The sequence below is a fragment of the Bacillus aerius genome (assembly GCF_029894105.1).
Classification (GTDB): domain Bacteria; phylum Bacillota; class Bacilli; order Bacillales; family Bacillaceae; genus Bacillus; species Bacillus altitudinis.
Genome location: NZ_JARYHO010000001.1, coordinates 2,459,728 through 2,483,404, shown reverse-complemented (window position 1 = coordinate 2,483,404; position 23,677 = coordinate 2,459,728). Strand labels below are relative to the sequence as shown.

The 23,677-nt window shown below is 42.2% G+C and carries 26 protein-coding genes and 1 riboswitch; of the genes, 19 read left to right on the top strand and 7 right to left on the bottom strand.

The genetic code is table 11. The features are described from left to right. Positions 1-10 precede the first annotated feature (10 nt). Both M2353_RS12865 and M2353_RS12860 read right to left on the bottom strand, forming a co-directional pair. Entirely contained in the window at positions 11-550 is a 540-nt protein-coding gene (locus M2353_RS12865) for a transcription repressor NadR (RefSeq protein WP_024718395.1), read from the bottom strand. 3 nt (positions 551-553) lie between these two features. Continuing rightward, on the bottom strand, positions 554-1,702 hold the full coding sequence (locus tag M2353_RS12860) for an IscS subfamily cysteine desulfurase (protein ID WP_284725531.1): 1,149 nt from the start codon (positions 1,700-1,702) through the stop codon (positions 554-556). 92 nt (positions 1,703-1,794) lie between these two features. Here M2353_RS12860 and nadB point away from each other — a divergent pair, with 92 nt between their 5' ends. The 5 genes from nadB (at position 1,795) to M2353_RS12835 (ending at position 7,401) form a co-directional block, all read left to right on the top strand. Next, entirely contained in the window at positions 1,795-3,366 is a 1,572-nt protein-coding gene (gene nadB / locus M2353_RS12855; protein ID WP_284725530.1) for an L-aspartate oxidase, read from the top strand. Continuing rightward, complete coding sequence (gene nadC, locus M2353_RS12850) at positions 3,348-4,211, top strand: carboxylating nicotinate-nucleotide diphosphorylase (protein ID WP_024718392.1); 864 nt, start codon at positions 3,348-3,350, stop codon at positions 4,209-4,211. Before nadB ends, nadC begins: the two co-directional genes overlap by 19 nt. Further along, positions 4,198-5,307, top strand: a complete 1,110-nt coding sequence (gene nadA, locus M2353_RS12845; RefSeq protein ID WP_284725529.1) for a quinolinate synthase NadA — start codon at positions 4,198-4,200, stop codon at positions 5,305-5,307. Before nadC ends, nadA begins: the two co-directional genes overlap by 14 nt. Before the next feature lie 131 nt (positions 5,308-5,438). Then, entirely contained in the window at positions 5,439-6,647 is a 1,209-nt protein-coding gene (safA, locus tag M2353_RS12840; protein ID WP_284725528.1) for a SafA/ExsA family spore coat assembly protein, read from the top strand. Between the two features lie 133 nt (positions 6,648-6,780). Then, positions 6,781-7,401, top strand: a complete 621-nt coding sequence (locus tag M2353_RS12835) for a YhcN/YlaJ family sporulation lipoprotein (RefSeq protein WP_017367717.1) — start codon at positions 6,781-6,783, stop codon at positions 7,399-7,401. Between the two features lie 46 nt (positions 7,402-7,447). Here the strand turns inward: M2353_RS12835 and M2353_RS12830 are convergent, their stop codons facing one another. After that, a complete protein-coding gene (locus M2353_RS12830) occupies positions 7,448-8,080 on the bottom strand; it encodes a LysE family transporter (protein ID WP_283933180.1) in 633 nt (210 codons plus the stop codon). 238 nt (positions 8,081-8,318) lie between these two features. Further along, positions 8,319-8,428, top strand: a riboswitch (TPP riboswitch). Between the two features lie 126 nt (positions 8,429-8,554). Here M2353_RS12830 and thiC point away from each other — a divergent pair. Continuing rightward, positions 8,555-10,315 carry a phosphomethylpyrimidine synthase ThiC gene (gene thiC, locus M2353_RS12825; protein ID WP_284725527.1) on the top strand — a complete coding sequence of 587 codons (1,761 nt, stop codon included), beginning with the start codon at positions 8,555-8,557 and terminating at the stop codon, positions 10,313-10,315. Between the two features lie 33 nt (positions 10,316-10,348). Here the strand turns inward: thiC and M2353_RS12820 are convergent, their stop codons facing one another. Then, positions 10,349-10,498: a hypothetical protein gene (locus M2353_RS12820; RefSeq protein WP_162835670.1), complete on the bottom strand. Its 150-nt coding sequence runs from the start codon at positions 10,496-10,498 to the stop codon at positions 10,349-10,351. A 192-nt stretch (positions 10,499-10,690) separates the two neighbouring features. Here M2353_RS12820 and M2353_RS12815 point away from each other — a divergent pair, with 192 nt between their 5' ends. Beyond that, the gene (locus tag M2353_RS12815) at positions 10,691-10,873 is read left to right on the top strand and encodes a hypothetical protein (protein WP_008342761.1); all 183 of its coding nucleotides are present in this window, start codon (positions 10,691-10,693) and stop codon (positions 10,871-10,873) included. 232 nt (positions 10,874-11,105) lie between these two features. On the opposite strand, the gene M2353_RS12810 is transcribed toward M2353_RS12815, so the two are convergent. Next, a complete protein-coding gene (locus tag M2353_RS12810; RefSeq protein WP_017367714.1) occupies positions 11,106-11,750 on the bottom strand; it encodes a serine/threonine protein kinase in 645 nt (214 codons plus the stop codon). A gap of 226 nt (positions 11,751-11,976) precedes the next feature. Between M2353_RS12810 and M2353_RS12805 the strand changes: the two genes are divergently transcribed. The 7 genes from M2353_RS12805 to yajC all read left to right on the top strand — a co-directional run bounded on the left by M2353_RS12805 (position 11,977) and on the right by yajC (position 17,005). Continuing rightward, the gene (locus M2353_RS12805) at positions 11,977-12,489 is read left to right on the top strand and encodes an intercompartmental signaling factor BofC (protein ID WP_008342756.1); all 513 of its coding nucleotides are present in this window, start codon (positions 11,977-11,979) and stop codon (positions 12,487-12,489) included. Positions 12,490-12,636: 147 nt separating this feature from the next. After that, positions 12,637-13,242, top strand: a complete 606-nt coding sequence (ruvA, locus tag M2353_RS12800; protein WP_017358123.1) for a Holliday junction branch migration protein RuvA — start codon at positions 12,637-12,639, stop codon at positions 13,240-13,242. A gap of 11 nt (positions 13,243-13,253) precedes the next feature. Continuing rightward, the gene (ruvB, locus tag M2353_RS12795) at positions 13,254-14,258 is read left to right on the top strand and encodes a Holliday junction branch migration DNA helicase RuvB (protein ID WP_007501501.1); all 1,005 of its coding nucleotides are present in this window, start codon (positions 13,254-13,256) and stop codon (positions 14,256-14,258) included. Further along, positions 14,251-14,451: a DUF2905 domain-containing protein gene (locus M2353_RS12790; RefSeq protein ID WP_008342752.1), complete on the top strand. Its 201-nt coding sequence runs from the start codon at positions 14,251-14,253 to the stop codon at positions 14,449-14,451. The genes ruvB and M2353_RS12790 overlap by 8 nt, the downstream gene beginning before the upstream one ends. A gap of 34 nt (positions 14,452-14,485) precedes the next feature. Further along, positions 14,486-15,514 (top strand): tRNA preQ1(34) S-adenosylmethionine ribosyltransferase-isomerase QueA, encoded by a 1,029-nt coding sequence (queA, locus tag M2353_RS12785; RefSeq protein ID WP_024718385.1) that lies wholly within the window; start codon positions 14,486-14,488, stop codon positions 15,512-15,514. Positions 15,515-15,545: 31 nt separating this feature from the next. After that, a complete protein-coding gene (tgt, locus tag M2353_RS12780; protein ID WP_008342748.1) occupies positions 15,546-16,691 on the top strand; it encodes a tRNA guanosine(34) transglycosylase Tgt in 1,146 nt (381 codons plus the stop codon). Between the two features lie 47 nt (positions 16,692-16,738). Then, positions 16,739-17,005 (top strand): preprotein translocase subunit YajC, encoded by a 267-nt coding sequence (gene yajC / locus M2353_RS12775; protein ID WP_003216659.1) that lies wholly within the window; start codon positions 16,739-16,741, stop codon positions 17,003-17,005. Positions 17,006-17,054: 49 nt separating this feature from the next. Here the strand turns inward: yajC and M2353_RS12770 are convergent, their stop codons facing one another. Then, on the bottom strand, positions 17,055-17,432 hold the full coding sequence (locus M2353_RS12770; protein WP_007501492.1) for a TIGR04086 family membrane protein: 378 nt from the start codon (positions 17,430-17,432) through the stop codon (positions 17,055-17,057). A gap of 165 nt (positions 17,433-17,597) precedes the next feature. On the opposite strand from M2353_RS12770, the gene M2353_RS12765 reads away from it, so the two are divergent. Continuing rightward, positions 17,598-18,260: a DUF421 domain-containing protein gene (locus tag M2353_RS12765; RefSeq protein WP_024718383.1), complete on the top strand. Its 663-nt coding sequence runs from the start codon at positions 17,598-17,600 to the stop codon at positions 18,258-18,260. Position 18,261: 1 nt separating this feature from the next. On the opposite strand, the gene spoVB is transcribed toward M2353_RS12765, so the two are convergent. Then, on the bottom strand, positions 18,262-19,815 hold the full coding sequence (gene spoVB, locus M2353_RS12760) for a stage V sporulation protein B (protein WP_284725526.1): 1,554 nt from the start codon (positions 19,813-19,815) through the stop codon (positions 18,262-18,264). A 116-nt stretch (positions 19,816-19,931) separates the two neighbouring features. On the opposite strand from spoVB, the gene M2353_RS12755 reads away from it, so the two are divergent. From M2353_RS12755 to M2353_RS12740, 4 genes are all read left to right on the top strand, one after another. Beyond that, positions 19,932-20,228, top strand: coding sequence for a post-transcriptional regulator (locus M2353_RS12755; RefSeq protein WP_003216788.1), 297 nt, complete (start codon positions 19,932-19,934; stop codon positions 20,226-20,228). A gap of 41 nt (positions 20,229-20,269) precedes the next feature. Then, positions 20,270-22,498 carry a protein translocase subunit SecDF gene (gene secDF / locus M2353_RS12750; protein WP_284725525.1) on the top strand — a complete coding sequence of 743 codons (2,229 nt, stop codon included), beginning with the start codon at positions 20,270-20,272 and terminating at the stop codon, positions 22,496-22,498. A gap of 199 nt (positions 22,499-22,697) precedes the next feature. Beyond that, positions 22,698-23,186, top strand: a complete 489-nt coding sequence (locus M2353_RS12745) for a cation:proton antiporter regulatory subunit (RefSeq protein WP_008342734.1) — start codon at positions 22,698-22,700, stop codon at positions 23,184-23,186. Between the two features lie 99 nt (positions 23,187-23,285). Beyond that, on the top strand, positions 23,286-23,642 hold the full coding sequence (locus tag M2353_RS12740) for a LapA family protein (protein ID WP_284725524.1): 357 nt from the start codon (positions 23,286-23,288) through the stop codon (positions 23,640-23,642). Positions 23,643-23,677: the final 35 nt, after the last annotated feature.

The following is a 23,677-nucleotide window of genomic DNA, read 5'->3' as shown; positions in this document are numbered from 1 at the left end:
CACTGTTTTTTTAGTCTTTAATGAGAAATCCAGCGTCATCAAGCGCTTGAATGGCTTGGTCAAGCTGCTTTTGGCTGTAGGAAGTAAGGGTATGTAAGTGTACGCCGTCTGTCAGCTCTGATAAGTAGGAGGCGCCAGTATTAGAAATATGATGAACGAAGTCAGCCACTTGTTTGCGCGTACTCACTCGAATAGAGGCCGTCAGCTCCCCGTAGACAGGGTGCTCAATCATCACGTCTTTCACCGTTACACCGTAGTCTACAATCAGTGTCAGCTCCTCTTCTGTACGATGAGGATCGTGCTTGCAAGCGATAATCTGTTCAATTTCAGTTTCCGGTGTATGCTGCGCCATATACACATAGCCTTGGCTTGTGGCAATAATGGGTTCGTTTTTTGCTTTGAGTAATGAAATATCTTGTACAATGACTTGTCGTGAGACAGCGGCTTTTTTGGCTAAAAAACTTCCAGTGAGTGGTGTATCAGTCTCTTTCAGCCACTTTAAAATGGCGTTTCTTCTTTCTTCGCCAATGAGTTTTCTCTCTTGTTCCACGTTTTATGCTCCTTTCTTCTCCTTTTGCAAGCGCTCAAATGTATGCAAAAGCTGATCGATGTCATCCTTTGATGATCCTCGTCCAAATGATAGTCGAATAAATTGAAGGGCATCACGATCTGATACATGTAATGCCTTTACAGCAGGGGAAGGGTGATGATAACCAGAAGCGCATGCACTTCCAGTAGATATACAAATTCCCTGCCGGTTACAAGCTAACATTACATATTGTCCTTCAAACCCTTCAAAAAAACAACCAATAATATGAGGGAGCGTGCGGCGCTGGTCATTTTCTTGCAGCATGCGGACAGGCAGCTGCCTTTTTTTTAGCTGCTGAAGAAAATAATCACGAAGCTGAATATCCAGCTGCTGCTGATGCTCTATTTTCAGCATGATTTGCTCGCTTGCGGCCACAAAAGCACCAATGCAAGGTACGTTCACTGTCCCTGGGCGTAGACCATTTTCCTGTACAGTATGTTGATATATAGGCTTCCAAGGGACATGTGCTCCCATATAGACAGCACCGGCGCCCTTAGGTGCATACACTTTATGACTCGAAATGGAGAGGGCATCAACCCCAAGTTCTTTAATCGATACATGCATTTTTCCGAATGTCTGCACTGCATCTGTATGAAAAAGAATATCTCTTTCTTTTAAGAGCGTCGCTAATTCAGCTAATGGCTGAATAATCCCAGTTTCTGAGTTGGCATGCTGGATGGATACTAGTCCGGTTTCAGGCAATAGAGCCTGTTTGAGAATCTCCTTTGTGATAATTCCTTCTTGATTCGGGTCTATGACCGTCACCTTCACACCGAGACGCTGCAAGGCATTGACCGCATGATGAACGGAAGGGTGCTCTACTGATGTGGTAATGACATGCTGTTTATGTGGAGGTAGCCCATTTATGATCGATTGAATCGCAAGGATATTGGATTCAGTTCCGCCACTTGTAAAGTAAATGCCATCAGGTTCGCCCTCTAGAATCGCTGCAAGTGATTGTCTGCTGTAAGACAAGATTTCATTTGCTCTTCCTCCTGCATCATGCAGGCTGCTCGCATTTCCGTAACATTCTTTGCTCAACTGCTGAAATACATGCAGTGATTCCTCAGAAACAGGTGTAGAAGCTGCATAATCTAAATAAATCAAATCCATCCATCTCCTGTGTGAAAATTTTTTCTTGTATTTATTGTAGTGTTGTGTAATGATATGTGTCAAGACAGGTGTAAATGACAGGAGGGGCAATTGTGTCATCTATTAAAAAAGTCATTGTGGTGGGGTCGGGCATTGCGGCTCTTTCCTTTGTGAATACGATCTCAGAGAACTGCCAAGTCATCATGATGACAAAAAAACAATTTTCCTCTAGTAATTCCATGCTCGCACAAGGGGGAATCGCTGCAGCCTTTTCCGCACATGATTCTGTCGATCAGCATGTGCAAGACACTTTAGCTGCGGGGTGTGGTCACAATGATGACAAAACTGTACAGGAGATCGTCCGTCATGGAAAAGATCTTGTAAAGAAGCTCGTAGAAGAGGGCTGCCCATTTGATCGAGATGAAACGGGAATCCCGCAGTTAGGTAAAGAGGGAGCCCATACGACCCATCGTATTCTGCATGCAGGAGGAGATCAAACGGGAAAAACCCTCGTGCAGTTTTTGAAAGGGAAGCTCGGCTCACACATTCATGTATACGAAAATCATCATGTCATGGATCTGTTAGTTCATGATGGGGTATGTACAGGTGTTGTGTGGAAAGACGAAAAAGGTCATGTACATACAATGACCGCAGATGCAGTTATATTATCCACTGGCGGCTGTGGATCCTTATATGAGACAAACACAAATGATCCGTCTGTGACAGGAGACGGTCTGATGATGGCCTATCGCGCAGGGGCACAGCTAGTAGATCTCGAATTTGTGCAATTCCATCCGACCCTTTTGACCACTTCAGGTAAAGCGATCGGGCTCGTATCAGAGGCAGTCAGGGGAGAGGGCGCCTATTTAGAAGATGAATCAGGCAGGCGGATCATGAAAGGAATCCACCCACAGAGCGATTTAGCGCCTAGAGATGTGGTGGCAAGGACCATTTTCCATGAGCAGCAACTCGGTCATTCCATTTATCTGAACATCCGTGATATTCCGCATTTTTCTGCACGTTTTCCTGCGATTGCTTCGATGTGTCAGCGTGCGGGAGTTGATATGGCAAGCGGAAGGCTGCCAGTTTCACCCGGTATGCACTTTTTAATGGGTGGAATTAAGGTGAATGAACATGGAGAAACAACAGTTCCATCACTTTTTGCCATTGGTGAAGCAGCTTGTACAGGTTTACACGGCGCCAATCGACTGGCAAGTAATTCGCTCTTAGAAGGTCTCGTTTTAGGAAACAACGCAGCACGGTATATTGAGCGGTTGCAAACCTGGCAAGATAAAAACCTTGCTCCTTCAATTCAAGAAGTATGGTCTGTCCCAACGGTGTCACTGGCTCAGCTCAGAAAATGGATGACGGCATATGCCGCAATTGTGAGAGATGAGAAAGGCTTACAGACTTTGCTCGATCATTTAGAACAAGTCTCTTTTCAGCAAATCAATGTGAAGAATATCACAAATGAACAGATCGAAATAACTAATCAATGGGCTTTAGCCATATGCCTTGTCAAATCTGCATTACTCCGAACAGAAAGCAGGGGCGGTCATTATCGCACAGATTATCCTAATCGGCATGATGCTTCGTGGCGAGCAAAACAGATTGTACATGAACAGGGCCATATTTATATCGTAAAAAATGAAAGGATTGGTGCCAAATGGAACGTTTACAGTTAAAGCAAATGCTCACTCATTTTTTAAAAGAAGATATTGGGTTTGGAGATGTATCCGCTGATGCCATCTTTGGAGACAAGAAAGGAACAGCTTACATCATGGCGAAACAATCAGGCGTATTGGCCGGGACGCAAGTCATTGATATGGGATACAAACTGCTGAATGAACAAGTTCAAACTGAGCTGTTTTTCCAGGAAGGTGATTGGATTCAGGAAGGGGCTGTACTGGCACAAATAACAGGCCCCGTCAACGACTTGCTGAAAGGGGAGCGGGTGGTGTTGAATATCCTGCAAAGAATGACAGGGATTGCTACACTAACGCATGAAGCAGTAGAGCGATTAGCTGATCCATCTATTACGATTTGTGATACGAGAAAGACGACACCCGGTTTGCGCATGCTGGAGAAGTACGCAGTAAAAGTCGGAGGCGGAAAGAATCATCGTTTCGGCTTATCCGATGGGGTGATGATTAAAGATAATCATATTGCGGCTTGTGGTTCTATCAGGGAAGCTGTGGAGAAAGCAAGAGCATACGCCGGTCATATGGTGAAAATTGAAGTGGAAATTGAATCAGAAGCACAGCTGATGGAAGCCATTGATGCCAAAGCAGATGTCATCATGTTTGACAACTGCTCTCCAGACGAAGTGAAGCGCTTTAAACAAATGACCCCTGAAACCATATTGACAGAGGCATCAGGCGGCATCACGTTAGAGAATGTGGCTAACTACCGGGGAACAGGTGTAGACCTTATTTCACTTGGATTCCTCACACATTCTGCTCCATCATTCGATTTTAGTATGAATATGGAATTCAGCCATAAAGGGGGAACGACTCATGTCCATGCTTGATGTGTTAGCAGCGCAGCATACAGCCATGATGCCAGATGAATATAAACGGCGCTCTTATGGTGAAATGAAAGAGAGAGTATTAGAGATTAAACGCGCCTTTGGATCAAAGCTTTTTATACCGGGTCATCATTATCAAAAAGATGAAGTCATCCAATTTGCTGATGTGACAGGTGATTCATTGCAGCTTGCACAAATTGCTGCTGACAATCACGAAGCAGAATACATTGTATTTTGCGGGGTTCATTTTATGGCAGAAACGGCCGATATGCTATCAAAAAAGAATCAGCACGTCTTTTTGCCAGATATGAGAGCAGGTTGTTCAATGGCAGATATGGCGAATATGAAACAAACAGACAGGGCGTGGGATAAGCTCACTGAGCTGTTTGGAGATACGATCCTTCCACTGACTTATGTAAACTCAACGGCTGATATTAAAGCATTTGTCGGCAAACATGGCGGATCGACTGTCACATCTTCAAACGCTAAAAAAGTATTGGAGTGGGCGCTGACCCAAAAAGAGCGGATTCTTTTTCTTCCTGATCAGCATTTAGGGCGTAACACGGCCTATGATTTAGGGATTCCGCTAGAGGAAATGGCTGTCTGGGATCAAATAGAAGAAAAGCTCATCACCGACCAACCGCTTCATCGAATCAAAATGATTTTATGGAAAGGTCATTGCTCTGTTCATGAGAAATTTACCATTGAGAATATTGAACAAACGAGAAAACGAGACCGTGACATACAGATTCTTGTTCATCCAGAGTGTACGCATGAAGTCGTAAAGGCATCTGATCTAGCTGGTTCAACTAAATTTATTATTGATACGATCAAGCAGGCACCAGCAGGAAGCAAGTGGGCCATTGGAACAGAAATGAATTTAGTGAAACGCATCATTGACCAGCACCCTGACAAACAAATCGAATCCCTTAATCCAGATATGTGTCCATGTTTGACAATGAACCGTATTGATCTGCCTCATCTACTATGGTCACTTGAAAGCATTGAAAAAGGGGAGCCGGTCGGTTTGATTCAAGTGAATGAAGAGACGACAAAAGAGGCATTGCTCGCTTTAAATAAGATGCTCACCATTAAATAATGAAGTGTCCCCTCCTATCAGAAAACAAGTTTTTATCATATCGGCTTGTAAATAGGCATAAATTTATGTTGAAACATATTGTACTTCTGACATAACCGCTACGTTCACGTTTTGCATAGGAGGGGAAAACGTTGAAAATTCATATTGTGCAAAAAGGAGACTCCCTTTGGAAAATTTCAAAGAAGTACGGAGTCGACTTTCAAGAATTGAAAAAATTAAATTCGCAGCTCAGTAATCCAGATTTGATCATGCCAGGAATGAAAATCAAAATTCCATCTAGTGGTGTTCCTGTGAAAACCGATCATCACAAAGCAAAAGAAATGCCAAAAGCAAAAGAACACCCGTATGTAAAAGAAAAGCCAAAGGATGTCGTGCAAGTTCAAGATACGAAGCCGAAGGAAAAGCCGAATGAACCGGTACCTTATGTGCCACCAGTACCAAAGATTGAACAGCCAGTTTTTCCACAAGTTGATGTAAACTATTATCAGACGAATCTCTACCAGCCATTCACGCCTCCTCCCAAAAAAGAACATCATGAGAAAAAAGATCACGTTCATGAAAAGAAAGATCATGTTCATGAGAAAAAGGATCATAAAGATCACAAGGACCATTTTCATCATGAAAATAAGGATCATTTCAAAGATGATGTGGCAAAGGGATATGATCCATTCATTCATATCCCACATCAAAAAGAGGAGGGAAAAGATATGGAACATAGTAATTACCCAAACCTTCCTAATTTCCCGCAAATGCCGAATGTTGGAGGGGCAGCAGTAGGGGGCATGGCTGAAAATAAAGAGCATCACCACCATCATCAAGAGTCATATGATCCTTATTATGGTTATGGTCATTACATGCCAGCAATGTATCCATATCCGCAGCAAATGGTACCCGCTTCTCCTATTTTACCGGGATCAGGCCTTTGTTATCCGGTACAGCCGTATTATCACCATCACATGATGCCGTACCCTTACCCGGCGGCTCAGCCTTATTATCCTGCGTATCAAGCACCGGCTTATTACGGTGAACATCATGAGCATCATGCAAATGATGGGCATCACTGGCACCACCATATGCATCCAAATGCAGGCGCAAATGTAAATGCAAATGCAAATGCCAATGCCAATCAAGGCTTTTATCCAAACGCTCCAAATGAAGCATATGGCAAGGAAGACTGCGGATGCGATGATGGTATGAAGCATCATCAACCATGGCCTGGACATTATCCAAACCCTGTTCCATATGGTCAAATGGGTGCTTATCCAGCTCAGCCTTATATGCAGCAGCCTTATCAAAACCCATCTGTTTTTGCAAGACCAGAAGAAGACGAAGAAGATTAATGACACAAGGGACGATCTCAATCGTTCCTTTTTTTGTTTATAACTGACAGCTTGTTTTTGTCCTCAACTGTACATGCTAAAACAGAGCCTGTTTTGCGCTCATGAGATTCAATTTGTACAGGGGGTTTTTCGTTTGAGACAAAAATGGCAAAAAACAATCGCCTTAGTGCTTCTACCTATTGGATTAACGGCATGTGGTACAAATAACAATGCGGGTGTAGATACACGTCATAATCAATCAGGCCAGCCAGTTGGATACCACTCCAATCAACAGGCAACAGACAACAATCAAGATCATCAAGGACCAGTTTCTGAGCTTATGGAGGGAATGAACGGAAGAAATACAACGAATGTTGATTATCGTTCACGCCCTACACAGGATCAAGTGAGAATGCCGCTTACTGGTGGAGATGGACGCTACAGTCATGGAGATATGAACTATCATAACCAAATGTCGTTCTCTGGCTACGATAAACAAGAGAATATCCAGCGTTCAAGAAAAATCGCCAACCGAGTGAACAAAATGAACCATGTGACAGACTCACAAGTTATGGTGACGGATGAAAATGTGTATATTGCTCTTAAAACAGATGGGCGCTTGACATCAGAGGGTGTATCACAAGTAGAAGAAGCAGCGACTCGTTATGCAGATGGAAGAGCTGTCCAAGTCATTAAAGACGAAGGCGCATTTACACGCTTCAGAGATATGAGAAAAACGCAATTTGAAACAGGTCAGACAGGCATGACCCGATAGGCTGGAATAAAAAAGGCTAAAGTTCATGACGAACTTTAGCCTTTCTTTAAAAATAAACTTTGATCCCGATATAAAATTCATAAAAGAAATAACAGCCAAATCCAAGTAATAAAATACCGGCAATAATGGATGTCCACTTAATCATTGTTCGGTTCATCACTTTTCTTGTTAGGGAAACAATCGTGAGAAGACCGATGTCATGAAGAAGAATCCCTGCCAAAATACCCGCAGCAGCCAATATAAATTCAGATGAATTTGTATTTTTATAAGCATCTGCCAGTACAGCACCAAACACAGATACCCAGAACACAAGGTTTCCAGGGGATACCGCGACGAGCAGCCCATTTCGGTATGTTTTAGCGAATGATTTATTCACTTTTTCTCCTGCTAAATGGATGTCTTGATCCGCATTTTTAATCGAATCGTAGGCAAGAATTATTAAAAAGATGGCACCGATCAGCCAGAGCGGAATTTGGATAAAGGGCAAAGATAAAAATTGAGCAAATCCAGCATATAAAGCCAAGATGAGCAATATATCGATGGTCATACCACCAGCGCCTACAGTTAATCCATGAAAGAATCCGTTTTTTAATCCCTGCTTTGTCATTTCAACCGTGATCGCTCCAACAGGTAGAGCAATTGAGAATCCAACGACGATAAATGTAAGAAATGTTTGCAATCGACTAGAACTTCCTTTGAATCATGTTTGTATAAAAATTCTCCGTTTAGATTAATTATACATAATAGGAGAAAAGGATCAATGATTATTTCTGATTTAATCGAAATGAGAGAGATAGATCGTGTATAGAAAGATGTATATCGTGAAGATCATGTATTCATTGTAGGGGAAAGGAACTATTTTCCTGAAACTTCTTTTTTTCATTTCTCAGCTATGCTACACTGTTGTGGAAATCAATATAAGTGACTAGGGGTGCCCGGAAATGCGGGCTGAGAGAGAAGACAAGCTTCTTAACCCTTTGGACCTGATCTGGCTCGTACCAGCGTGGGGAAGTTGAAGATGATACGTGTGCCATATGAATGGCATACATGTTTTTTTCTGACGACGAAACCAGGTTCTTTACATAGAATCTGGTTTTTTGCTGGTGCTGATTCCATCCTGACCGGTCACACGAAAAGAAGGAGAGAACAGCAAATGAATGAAAAGACAAATGTTCCATCAACGCAATCTTTATTATCAAATTTTGAAGGCAGTCGAAAGGTATATGAACAAGGTTCAAGACCTGACATTTTGGTGCCAAAAAGAGAAATCGTGCTCACAAATACAGTGACACAAGCAGGTGATATCCAAAATGAACCGATTCGTGTGTACGATACAAGTGGACCGTATACAGATGAGGAGGCTCATATTGATGTCACAAAGGGATTAAAGCGTCTGAGATCAAAATGGATTAAAGAAAGAGAAGATACTGAAAGCTATGAAGGGCGTCAAGTAAAGCCAGAAGATAATGGATATCGCTTGAATGGGAAAGAATCCTATCAAGCTGCCCATACAGATTTTCATCATGTGCCGCTCCGCGGGAAACAAGGTGCTTGTGTGACGCAAATGCATTATGCAAAAAAGGGGATCATTACGCCTGAAATGGAGTTTATCGCTTTGAGAGAACAGCTAAGTCCTGAGTTTGTTAGAGAGGAAGTGGCTAGTGGAAGAGCGGTCATTCCAGCGAATATTAACCACCCTGAAAGTGAGCCGATGATCATCGGGAAGAATTTTCACGTGAAAATTAATGCGAATATTGGCAATTCAGCTGTGACGTCGTCCATTGAAGAAGAGGTGGAGAAGATGACATGGGCAATTAGATGGGGGGCAGATACGATGATGGACCTGTCTACAGGAAAGGATATTCATACAACGAGAGAATGGATTATCCGCAATTGCCCAGTCCCAGTAGGAACTGTCCCGATTTATCAGGCACTTGAAAAAGTGAATGGAATCGCAGAAAATTTGACGTGGGAAGTATACCGAGACACATTAATTGAACAGGCAGAGCAAGGGGTTGACTACTTCACCATTCATGCGGGCGTCCTGTTAAGGTATATTCCGCTCACAGTCGACCGGGTCACAGGAATTGTTTCAAGAGGCGGAGCCATTATGGCAAGATGGTGTCTCGCTCATCATCAAGAGAACTTTCTGTATACCCATTTTGAAGAAATTTGTGAAATCATGAAAACGTATGACATTGCCTTTTCGCTTGGGGACGGGCTCAGACCTGGATCCATTGCGGACGCAAATGACGAAGCGCAGTTTGCAGAGCTGGAAACGTTAGGGGAATTAACAGAGATCGCTTGGAAACATGATGTACAGGTCATGATTGAAGGACCTGGTCATGTTCCAATGGATAAAATCAAAGAGAATGTCGATAAGCAGATGGAGATATGCAAAGAGGCACCTTTTTATACGTTAGGTCCTCTAACAACAGATATTGCACCGGGATATGATCATATTACATCCGCGATCGGTGCGGCGATGATTGGCTGGTACGGAACCGCCATGCTGTGCTATGTGACACCAAAAGAGCATTTAGGTCTGCCGAACAAAGAAGATGTAAGAGAAGGCGTCATCGCCTATAAAATTGCCGCACATGCAGCTGATGTAGCAAAAGGACATCCTGCTGCTCAAAAGCGTGATGATGCCTTATCGAAAGCGAGATTTGAATTCAGATGGCGGGATCAATTTCACCTGTCACTTGACCCAGAACGAGCGCTGGCATTCCATGATGAAACATTGCCTGCTGAAGGTGCTAAAACCGCTCATTTCTGTTCCATGTGTGGACCAAAGTTTTGCAGTATGAAAATTTCCCATGACATCCGCAACCAATCAGAAGAAGTGAAAAGAGAGATGGAGAAGAAGGCAAAAGAGTTTATCCATCAAGGCAGCCAAATCTATCAATCCTAAAAAAAACCTCGCACTCTCCTCTAGTGCGGGGTTTTATAAAACGGCTGAAATGGCTTTTCTCACGAGGTGGAAAAATGCTCTTACTGCAATCGCCATCGTTTCAATACTTGGGATGAGGGCATCTGTTAAATGAAACAGGACTGTTTGTCTCTCTGGAGATGTTCGTTTTTTCTTTTGTTTCATAAAGGCAGCCTCCTTTTCATTCAATATACTTCTTTTGAAGAGTATATAGATAGATATGTTGTGCGAATTTAAACAAAATTTAAACTTCTTGTGTTTAGAAGGAAAGAAGCAGGGGAAACGGATTGAATAGAGAATGAATGAAAAGAGCTGACCGATTCGGTTAGTGAACAAGACAGAGTGGAAGGTGATCTTATGATGAAAGTATTTAAGGTAACATTTCATATGAACAATGGGGAAGTGCTCGATTTCGAGCTAAAACGTCCAGCTACCTATGATGTGTATAAAAAAATTGAGGAAGCCAATCATTGGTTTAAGCTGAATAATGAAATCATTAACCTATTAAATGTGAATAGTATCCATGTAGAAACAGAATAAAACAGAAAGCCGCTCAAAGAGAGCGGCTTTCAGCGTGTAGACAAACCCTCGCATTCGGTGTCAGTCCTGCGTGCCGGTGCTCACGAATGTCAAATTCGCTCCGCGCCGGTACTCGTCCTTCCTAGAATTCAAAGGTTTTCTATCACGCTGAAAAGAAGACAAAGGGCTAAAATTAAGTTCATTTTAGCCCTTTGTCAACAATCTGAAAGCCGCTCTTTTCGAGCGGCTTTCATTATGCAGTAAAATCATTTCGGTTGTTCAGCTGACCTCGAGACAGCCAGTTTTTCTTATACAAATAGGCAATCACTTCAAGCCACAGACGCGGCGCTTTTTTAGGGAAAAAAGGTTTTTGATAATAGGCGTATGCAGCTTTTAAATCATCCCATTGATGACATGTTTTCGTTTGCGTGAAGCGGGCGACGTCAATGACCCTGACGCGGCCATCCTTTGTTAAAATTAAATTTCGCAGATGAATATCAGAAGGATTTAAACCTTTCGCGCGTGCTTCTTCCAATGCATCATCTACTTGTTCAATCATTTGTTTTTTGATCGGAATTCCTTTTGTCAGGCATTCATAGAAAGTATAACCTTTAATATATTCCATTAAAATATACTGATCCCCAGACTCGTAAATCTCAGGATAATAGGAGGAGCCGGAAAGTTTTTCATAAATTGCAGCCTCTTTGCGGGCGATGTTTCGATAAGAAGGAAAAAAGACTTTTAACGCCATTTTCTTGCCGTCTTTTTTGTATGAAAATACATAGGCACTTCTTCCTTTGCCGCACAGCTCAAGCTCAGCCGGTTTAAAGACGAGCTTATTAAAACGCTTTTCTTCTTGATACTGAATCGATTCGGCTAATCTTTTGACATCTGACATTGACTTCACCTTCTTTGGTTTCAGTTTATGCGGCTGAAAAACGAATGATGAAAAAACCATGTAATTCGGTAGAGCAATGGATTGTATAAAACATAACATTTACGCACGAAGGATACAACGAAAGACTCTCATTATGTGTCAAGACATCGATTTGGTTAATGTGTAGCAAAATGGGTCAAACTACATATGTCATGCATCGATCTTATGTTCTAAAGAGGTGTAAATAGTGAAAGTGAAAATAAAGTATTTCGTTACAGGACTTATCATGACAAGTGTACTCTTTTTCGCTGTTGATATGGAAGCAGCAGAACACTTGCAAAAAGAGTCAAAAACCATCAACGTTCAGCTTGAAAAGGTCTATCTAGACGGCGATGTAAGTATTGAAAGACAGCGGGCATCATTAGAAGACAAAGACACATTTTGGGCCCAGTATAAGGGCTGGACATTGGTAGAACAGCGAGAGGATTTTGCCCTTTTTAGAAAGCAAATTGACGATATATCGCCTTTGAGTAAAGCAAATGGATATATCGGATTATCAGAAGACGGCGTGATTTCTACGTTTCATGGAAGGCCTGACGGGTGGGCGGAGCCTATTCATCTCTTTTTTCAAATTGATACGTCCCGCTTGGAAAGTCATGTAGAGCAGCAGCTTGCACAAGGCATTCCATTTCGAACAAAAGATGAATTTGAGCATGTGCTTGAAGTCATGAAACCTTACCGAAATGAACAATCGTTTTAATCGTATGACAGCTTGCTGGTGTGAAGACCGCAAGCTCTTTTTCATGGGTTAACTATGAAAAAAGGCTGAGCGAACGTATGTTAACTTTTATTACGGTTTTCTCTTCGATTTATGTTACAATGGAGAACAGTCAAAGAGGTGAAAACGGTGATAGAGTTTGTAAAAGGGACCATTGATTATGTGTGCCCGCAATATGTTGTCATTGAAAACGGCGGAGTGGGATATCAAGTCTATACCCCAAATCCGTTTATCTATCGAGTAACAAAACAAGAAACGATTTATACGTATCATTACATAAAGGAAGACGCTTTTTCGTTATATGGATTCCAAACACGAGAAGAAAAAGCGTTGTTCACAAAACTGTTAAATGTCACAGGCATTGGACCGAAGGGTGCGCTTGCGATTCTTGCTTCCGGTGATCCTGGCGCTGTCATTTCAGCGATCGAACGAGAGGATGAAGCTTTCCTCATTAAATTCCCGGGTGTTGGCAAAAAAACAGCACGTCAGATCATTCTAGATCTGAAAGGGAAGCTCGCAGATGTGGTGCCTGAAATGATAGGAAACTTATTTAACCACGAGGATCATATCCAGATTGAAACGCAGCAAAGCGCTTTAGATGAAGCGGTTGAAGCCTTAAGTGTCCTTGGGTATGGTGATCGTGAAATCAAAAAGGTTCTTCCTTTATTAAAAGAAGAGAAGAATCTGACAACCGATCAATATGTGAAAAAAGCTTTACAAAAAATGTTGAAATAGGGTGATGTCTCATGGATGAACGGCTCGTCTCAACTGAAGCAGACAACCATGAATCAGCCATTGAGCAAAGTCTGCGTCCACAGACGCTTAGTCAATATATTGGCCAGCAGAAAGTAAAGGATAATCTCAGCGTATTTATTGAAGCTGCCCGAATGAGGCAGGAAACACTGGATCACGTCCTTTTATATGGACCGCCGGGACTTGGGAAAACAACGCTTGCGTCGATCATTGCCAATGAAATGAATGTTCAGCTGCGTACAACGTCTGGACCGGCGATTGAACGCCCTGGCGATTTGGCGGCGATCTTAACATCTCTTGAACCTGGCGATGTTCTGTTTATTGATGAAATTCATCGCTTGCAGCGTTCAATAGAGGAAGTGCTATATCCAGCGATGGAGGACTTTTGTCTAGATATCGTGATTGGAAAAGGAGATACAGCACGCTCTGTGCGGCTTGATTTACCGCCATTTACGCTTGTAGGTGCTACAACCCGTGTTGGGCTTTTAACAGCGCCGCTTCGTGATAGGTTTGGAGTTCATGCAAGATTGGAATACTATGAGCAAAGAGATTTGGCTCACATTGTAGCAAGAACAGCCGAGCTGTTTGAGATTGGGATCGACATTCGTTCAGCTGAAGAGATTGCAAGAAGATCTAGAGGCACACCGAGGGTCGCCAATCGTCTGCTCAGAAGAGTAAGAGATTTTGCGCAGGTGCTTGGAAATCATGCGATCACACAAGACATTGCAGAAGATGCTCTTGAGCGTCTGCAAGTTGACAGACTCGGACTTGATCATATCGATCATAAGCTGCTTTTAAGTATGATTGAAAAATTTAGAGGCGGTCCTGTTGGACTTGATACGATCTCAGCGACAATTGGAGAAGAATCACATACGATTGAAGATGTGTACGAACCATATTTACTGCAAATTGGTTTTCTGCAAAGAACACCAAGAGGGCGGGTCGTCACAAGAGAAGCGTATGAACATTTTCATATGGAGGTTCCGATTCGTGACTGAATTCCCTAAAATGTTGATGATTTTAGGTGGTGTCCTTTTTGCCGCAGGTTTAGTGTTTCAATTGGTTGGGAAACTTCCAGGCGATATTTTCGTGAAAAAAGGGAACGTAACGTTCTTTTTTCCTGTGATTACATGCATTGTCATTAGCATCGTCCTAACCATTTTACTCAATGTCTTCGGACGGATGAAATAACGTTAACTAGTTAACTACAGAATAGGTGAAGGAAATGAAGTTAGAACTATTTGATTTTGATTTACCAGAAAGATTGATTGCACAAGTGCCGCTTGAAAAACGAGATGCATCAAGACTGATGGTCTTACATAAACAAACAGGTGACATCACACATGATACATTCTCGCAAATCACAGATTACTTTCAAAAGGGTGATTGTCTCGTTTTAAACAATACACGTGTATTGCCTGCACGTCTGTTTGGAACGAAAGAGGATACGGGTGCTAAAGTGGAGCTGCTTCTTTTGAAACAAGAAGAAGGAGACAAATGGGAAACACTCGTGAAACCAGCAAAACGTGTGAAAAACGGAACAGTCATTACATTTGGTGATGGACGATTAAAAGCGGTATGTACAGAAGAACTGGAACATGGCGGAAGAAAAGTTGAGTTTCAGTATACAGGCATTTTTTATGAAGTACTTGAATCTTTAGGTGAAATGCCGCTGCCTCCGTACATTAAAGAGCAGCTTGACGATCGTGAGCGTTATCAAACCGTTTATTCCAAAGAGGTTGGTTCGGCTGCTGCGCCTACTGCCGGTCTTCACTTTACAAATGAACTGCTGGATGCACTGAAAGCAAAAGGAGTGCATATTGCGTTTATTACGCTCCATGTAGGGCTTGGCACATTTCGACCGGTCAGTGCTGAACGCATTGAAGAACATGAAATGCACGCAGAGTTTTACGAAATGAATGAAGAAACGGCAGAAGAGCTTAATCGCGTGCGCAAGGAAGGCGGGCGGATTATTTCAGTCGGAACAACTTCGACAAGAACGCTTGAAACCATTGCAAGTGCTTATGATGGTGAATTCAAAGCGTCAAGCGGCTGGACGTCGATTTTTATTTATCCAGGCTATACATTTAAGGCAATTGATGGCATGATCACGAATTTCCACTTGCCAAAATCGTCTTTAATTATGCTTGTCAGTGCATTAGCTGGACGAGAATACGTCCTAAAAGCGTACAATGAGGCTGTAAAAGAGGAATATCGATTCTTCAGTTTTGGCGATGCCATGCTGATTCAATAACATCATACAACAAAGACAGGAGGGCTCATTTTTGTCGCAATTACCGATACGTTATGAGTTCATTAAATCATGCAAACAAACAGGTGCACGTCTTGGACGCGTTCATACACCGCACGGCTCCTTTGAAACACCTGTATTTATGCCAGTTGGTACACTGGCTACAGTGAAAACAATGGCGCCTGAAGAGTTAAAAGCAATGGAAGCAGGCATCATTTTAAGCAATACGTATCATCTATGGCTGCGCCCGGGGCATGACATTGTCAAAGAAGCAGGCGGCCTGCACAAATTTATGAACTGGGATCGAGCGATTCTAACAGATTCAGGCGGTTTCCAAGTGTTTTCTTTAAGTGAATTTAGAAAAATTGAAGAGGAAGGCGTTCACTTCCGTAATCACTTAAATGGAGATAAGTTGTTCCTTTCTCCTGAAAAAGCGATGGAGATTCAAAATGCGCTCGGCTCAGATATTATGATGGCATTTGACGAATGTCCTCCGTACCCAGCAGAGTATGATTATATGAAACGTTCTGTAGAGCGGACAAGCAGATGGGCAGAGCGCTGCTTAACAGCGCACCAGCGTCCAGAGGATCAAGGGCTGTTTGGCATTGTACAGGGCGGAGAATACGAAGAGCTTCGTAAACAAAGTGCAAAAGATCTTGTTTCACTTGATTTCCCAGGCTATGCCATTGGAGGTTTATCTGTTGGTGAACCTAAAGACGTGATGAACCGAGTACTGGAGTTCACAACGCCATTTTTACCGGATGACAAGCCGAGGTACTTAATGGGTGTCGGCTCACCAGATTCATTAATTGACGGCGCGATTCGCGGTGTCGATATGTTTGACTGTGTACTGCCAACGCGAATTGCAAGAAATGGTACGCTCATGACAAGTGAAGGACGCCTTGTTGTGAAAAATGCTAAATATGAGCGTGATTTCAGACCAATCGATGAAAACTGTGACTGCTACACATGTAAAAATTACACACGCGCTTATATTAGACATTTGATCCGTACAAATGAGACGTTCGGAATTCGATTAACAACTTATCATAATCTTCATTTTCTGTTAAAATTAATGGAGCAAGTGAGAGAAGCTATCCGTGAGGATCGTTTAGGTGATTTTAGAGAAGAGTTTTTTGAGCGTTATGGCTTTAACAAACCGAATGCGAAAAACTTTTAACGCATAAACGAAAAGCTTTACAATGCTTTAGAAAGGGGTGAGATAGAATGGATGGTGGTATGGGTTCAATCATTATGATTGTTGTCATGTTTGCTGTGCTTTACTTCTTGTTAATCCGTCCACAGCAAAAGCAACAAAAAGCTGTGCGTCAGATGCAGCAATCTTTATCAAAAGGCGATAAAATCGTCACAATCGGTGGTTTACACGGTGAAATCGACTACATTGATGAATCAAAAGTGGTCATCAAAACAAGCGAAAACAACCGTTTAACTTTCGACCGACGTGCTATTAGAGAATTAGCTGACAAAGGTTAATCCTCCAATACATAGCGATAAAAAAAGAGCGATATCATTCGCTCTTTTTTTATTTGCCCCGAAGATTAACGCCAATCATTCCCCCTAGCATACAAATTCCCAAAAAGGCTGCATGATAGATGAATTGTTCTGGTGAAAAGGTTTCTCCAAACCCTAAATATTGAAATAAAAAGACAGTGAGTGAAAAGATAAAAGAGGTCATGGCGCCAATGAGCCAGCCTCGTTCCTTTGCTTTCCCTCCAGAAATCATTCCTCCTAGAAAAAGTGCCGCAAAGGACAAGATCATGATCATCCATTTAAACGATGATTCCTGCATACTTGTGAAGGTAAGCATCAGTGATACAAGTAAGCTTGTGACAATCATCACGACAAAAATAGCAATTAAGCCAGATAAAATGCCTTTTCCTATTTGTTTCGTTTCCTGCATGTGATTCGTCTCCTCTCCAATTAACCGAAGCTTGTCTTTTACTAAAATGTATTCACGGAGAAGAAAAAATAGACATGTTTCTCGTGATAAAAACCGAGGCTTTCTTTTCTACATAAATAAAGTGTTTTGACACAAGCTATGGTGGAGAAGGAGGGTTTACATCATATGCAGGACATCTTAATTATCTCCATGAGAACAATCATTTTATATTTTCTCATTTGGTTTATCTTTCGTTTAATGGGCAAAAGGGAGATTGGGGAACTGAGTATTTTAGATCTTGTTATTTTTATGATGATCGCTGAAATTGCGGTGCTCGCCATAGAAGAAGTAGAGGATCACATGTTACATACAGTATGGCCGATCCTGCTGTTAACCTTCATTCAAATCACCCTTGCCTATTTGTCACTAAAATTCCAAGGTGTCCGGCGTTTTCTCGACGGTAAGCCGGCCCTGCTCATCATCAACGGAAAAATAGATGAGGGTGCGATGAGAAAACAGCGATACAATTTTGATGATTTGCTGATTCAATTAAGAGAAAATAACATCGATAGTATCCAGGATGTCTCATATGCCATCTTAGAGCCTTCAGGAAAGCTCGCCGTTGTTGAAAAAGAAAACAAGCGCAAACATGCAGCGCTTGAGCTCCCGCTTATTGCAGATGGTGTGGTTCAGCATGATCATCTCAAGCAGATCAACCATGATGAACAGTGGCTGATAAAGGAGCTTGCCAAAAGAGGCTATCATGATATCGAGCAAATCTCTTACTGCAGCTTTAATCAGAAGAATTTTTATATTGATTTGAAAGATGAAATTATAAAGAAAAGATGAGCTACAGCAGCTTCCCAATAAACGGGATGCGGCGCAGCTCTTCTCGTTTCACTAGCCCAAGACAGATTAATAGAATGACATACAGCACGCACGTCAAAAAGATCATCATGACAAGCTCTAAAGGTGCGGAAAAGAGTCGTCCGCTCGCTTGATGTTTCATCCATAAGCTGACTGCCCCAGTGCCGATGATCACAAGGACGCAAAGTCCATATTCTTTTAATGGTAAATGAATAGGCAGCACTTTACCGACAGTTGCCGCATGGAGCAACGTGACAAGAACGATGCCAATGAGGATCGCAAGCGCTGCGCCCATAATGCCAAAGCTTGGCTGTGAAGCAAGAACAAAGATCATGCCTGTTTTCACAACAGCTCCTATCAAACTGTTGGTCATCGCTGCCCCCGCTAAATTTAATGCTTGCAGGACAGCCTGCAGCGGCCCTTGAAAGTAATAGAGCAAAAAGAAGGGCGCCATGAATTTTACATAGACAGCGGCATGAGATGAACCATACATGAAGAGGGTTAAATTTTCTGCATACACGAAAAGGATAATACATGAAATGCCCCCGCTTAATAAACAAAGGCGCATCGCCTGCTTGAGCCGGTATTCGACCGTTTTGCGTTTGTTCTGTTCCATCCCCTCACTAATCGCTGGAACTAGTGCGGTGGAGAGAGAATACGTGATAAAACTAGGAAGTGTCAAAAGGGTGAGCGCAAGTCCCGTCAATTCTCCATACTGCCTTGTTGCTTCCACAGCTGCATAACCGGCAATCGCAAGGCTTTGCGCGACTACAATCGGTTCTAAAAACCAAGAGATATTGCCGATGAAACGGCTGCCTGTCGTTGGCAGGGCAATACTCATGAGCTGCTTAAACGTATCCTTCCCATCATGAATTGCCTTGAAAAAACGTTTTCGGATACGGATGGTCTTTTTATAACGAAAGGCAATCAGTAAGTAAGCAAGTGAAATCATTTCCCCGATGACAGATGAAATCATAGCGCCTGCGGCTGCGTATTCAATTCCATAAGGCAAGAACGCTGTTGTACATACTGCCACGAGTGAAATTCTTGCGACCTGTTCTAGTACTTGCGACATCGCAAGCGGGCTCATTTGTTGTCTTCCTTGGAAATAGCCCCTTAACACACTAGAGATCGCAATAACGGGTACGACGGGTGTAATGGCAAGCAGAGGATAGACCGTTCTAGGGTCTGTCAGCATATTTTCCGCCATAATAGGGGCAAACCATAAAAAGAGCGGCGTGAAAATCAGGCTGAGTGTTCCTGTTATCGCAAGGGACATCACTAGAATGCGTTTTGTTTTCTGTTTGTCACCACGGGCTTCTGCTTCTGCGACTAGCTTACTAATAGCAACAGGAAGTCCGAATTGTGTCAGCGTCACGGCGAGAAAAAAGGTAGGCGCTGCCATCATATAAAGCCCTACGCCTTCTTCACCAATGAACCTTGCAATCACAATTCGATTGACAAAACCCAATATTCTTGTAATAAAACCTGCTAAAATTAAAATAATCGTCCCTTTTAAAAACGTTTGCTTCGTCAAATCACAGATCACCTGCCTTCTCAAACGACATAGAATCATATACAATAAGATATGCGTGTATATCGTCCAAGCATGACAAGTCTCTCGATAAAAAACTGAAAAGGGGGAGCCTCACAATGACACAACATCCGGCTGCTATATACAAAGACCATCTAAAGCCTTTTCTGTTCAGTAAGCTTGAAGAATTCATCGTTTTGGGCTATAAAGATGTAGATTTAGAGGAATTATGGTCATACTTAGAGAATAAGAAGTGGAAGAAAAAACAAGAGTATCCAATTCATGAAATGGTTGCAGATATTTTATCTGTGAAAATTGGCGAATTTATGAACTATGCAACCGTTCAGTCGTTCAAAACGTCTGCTTTTTTGGACAGTGAAGATGGCAAGAATATGCTGGACGAACTGTTGAAATAAGCCATCTAAATGGATTCAGGTGTTTAAGGAGGAAATACATAATGAAAAAAGGGCGCATACTTGCGTTTTTCTTAGTGGTTCTGTTAATCGGAACTGGTGTGGGCTTATTAACGAAGCCCGTTGCGAAAGATATGACGCTAGGGCTGGACTTACAGGGTGGATTTGAGGTTCTGTATGATGTACACCCAGTGAAAAAAGAAGACAAGATCACAAATGGTGTTCTCGTCAGTACAGTAGAGGCTTTAAACCGAAGAGCCAACGTGCTTGGGGTCAGTGAGCCGAACATTTCGATTGAAGGAAACAACCGTATCCGCGTACAGCTTGCGGGTGTAAAAGATCAAAACAGAGCACGGGAGATTCTATCGACTGAAGCACAGCTTTCCTTCAGAGATACGAATGACAAAGAACTCCTAAACGGATCTGATCTTGTTGAAAATGGTGCAAAACAAACATTCAATCAAACGAATGAGCCGATCGTGACGGTCAAACTAAAGGATGCGAAAAAGTTTGGTGACGTGACAAAAAAAGTAGCGGCGATGGCACCAAACAATCAGCTTGTCATTTGGCTTGATTATCATAAGGGAGATTCCTTCAAAAAAGAAGTCTCTAAATCAAATCATAAGTATGTATCTGCGCCGAATGTAAACCAAGAAATTAACAGCAGTGACGTACAAATCGAAGGAAACTTTACGGTTCAAGAGGCAAAAGACCTTGCGAGCATTTTAAATGCCGGCGCATTGCCAGTAAAATTAACCGAAAAATATTCAACATCTGTGAGTGCACAGTTTGGTGAGCAAGCACTAAACGAAACAGTCTTCGCAGGAATTGTAGGAATAGCATTTATCTTCTTATTCATGCTGTTTTATTACCGATTACCAGGTCTTGTTGCTGTCATTACACTGTCAGCTTATATCTATATCACACTGCAAGTCTTTGACTGGATGGGGGCGGTCATGACACTGCCTGGAATCGCTGCATTGATTCTTGGGGTAGGGATGGCTGTCGATGCCAACATTATTACGTATGAGCGGATTAAAGAAGAGCTTAAGCTCGGTAAATCTGTCCGTTCTGCTTTCAGATCGGGTAACCGCAGATCGTTTGCCACGATCTTTGATGCAAACTTAACAAGTATTATTGCCGGCGGGGTTCTATTCTTCTTTGGAACAAGCTCTGTCAAAGGGTTTGCAACCATGCTTATCCTATCAATTTTGACAAGCTTTATCACGGCTGTCTTCCTATCAAGATTCCTTCTTGGCTTACTTGTAGAAAGCCGTTATCTCGATCGCAGAAAAGGCTGGTTTGGTGTTCGTCAGAAAGACATCATTGATATTCATGAAACAACTGAAAATACTGAACCGAAAACACCATTTGATAAATGGGATTTCGTCAGCAAACGTAAAGGCTTTATGATTTTCTCAGCAGCCATTACCATTGCTGGAATCATTGTGCTGTCGATCTTCAAGCTCAATGCAGGTATTGACTTTGCAAGTGGTACTAGAGTTGATATTCAAAGTGACCATAAACTGTCAACAGAACAGGTGGAGCAAGATTTTAAAAAGCTAGACCTTGAGACAGACAGTGTTGTGTTATCGGGGCAAAAAGAAAATCAAGCAGTAGCTCGATTTGTCGGTGTTCCGAATAAAGAAAAAATTGCTGAAGTGAAAGATTACTTCAAAGATAAATACGGAACGGAGCCTAACGTAAGTACAGTGTCTCCGACAGTCGGAAAAGAGCTTGCGCGTAACGCATTATACGCTGTCATCATTGCTTCGATCGGGATTATCTTATATGTATCCGTCCGATTTGAGTATAAAATGGCGATTGCAGCGATTGTCTCTCTGCTTTACGATGCATTCTTTATCGTTGCCTTCTTTAGCATTACGCGCTTAGAGGTGGATGTCACCTTCATAGCAGCGATACTCACGGTCATTGGGTATTCGATCAATGACACGATTGTCACCTTCGACAGGGTGCGTGAGCAAATGAAGAAACGCAAACCGAAAACGATCGAAGATTTATCGTACATTGTGAATTTAAGTTTACAGCAAACCTTTACGCGTTCTGTGAACACTGTACTCACTGTACTTGTAGTGGTGATTGCACTTCTCATTTTCGGTTCAGCATCTATTACAAACTTCTCCATCGCCTTACTTGTCGGCCTATTAACAGGGGTGTATTCATCCCTTTACATTGCGGCACAAATTTGGCTGATATGGAAAGGCCGTGAGCTGAAAAAGCCGGCTAAAATAGATACAGAACAAGATATTTAAACGGAAAGACTGCCACCTTGGCAGTCTTTTTTTCATGCATCATATTTGTCATCGTCACAACAATAAGATGATATGTAAAAACATTTCGGGTTTCATTGATCTTGAAATGGTCTTTTGCTATAATGACATACGTTTAGATCAGTATAGAAAGCAAGTGTCCGTTTGGGGCATTTGGCTTTTATTCATTGGAGGGGCTGTTATGAAGGTTCGGGAAACTGAACTGCCAGGTATCGGTCACAAAGCCGAAATGATCACAAGAAATAATGAGAAGCTTGCCATTATCACACATGATGACGGCAGAAGAGAGATGTATCATTTTCAAGAAGATGATCACGAAGAATGTATTTCTGGTATCTTGCTGAGCGATGAAGAAGCAAGACAAATCTCGGCTATTTTAGGCGGCATGGTCTATAAACCAAAAGCGCTTGAGACAGTGGAGGTGGCCATTGATGAACTCATCATTGAATGGTTTAAGATTGAAAAGAACGCACCGGCTGTTAACCAGACGATCGGAGACCTGAGTGTTCGCCAAAACTATCAAGTGACAGTCATCGCCATTGTGAGAAAATCACATGAGAAAATTTTAAACCCAGGACCAGATACGGTGATTGAAGAAGGAGACACCCTTGTCATCTCTGGAGAAAGAAAAGAATTAAAGAGCCTCATTAAAGAAAAACTCAGCAGCTAAGCGCCCATGCTGATAGAAAACCTTCCGCCATGTTCTTTCGGTGTTTAAAAAGGACAAGAAAGAGGGAAGAATAAAAGAAAAAGCTTGGGGGATTTGTAGATGAATAAACAACAATGGACCATCATACTCGCATTTATTTTCGTATTAATTGTCTCAGTATTTGCTGTTATTAACGTGCGGCCTGTACAGGTAGACTACTTATTTGGAACGGCTGAATGGCCGCTGATCCTTGTCATTATCGGTTCTGTTCTTATGGGCGGACTCATTGTGGCTTTTGCGGGGATTTTCCAAATTGTGAAACTAAAACGTGAATTAAAAGCATTAAAAGCTGAACGTTCAGCCGCTGTGACTGCCCCTACTGCTTCTCCAAAAAAGGTAGACAAAGACGTTCAAAAGAAAACGAATGTCACACCTTTAAAAGAACAGCCAGCGTCTTTTGACCGGAAGGAAAAATAATCTTCCAGTACAATTTCATAAAATAAAAATTGAAA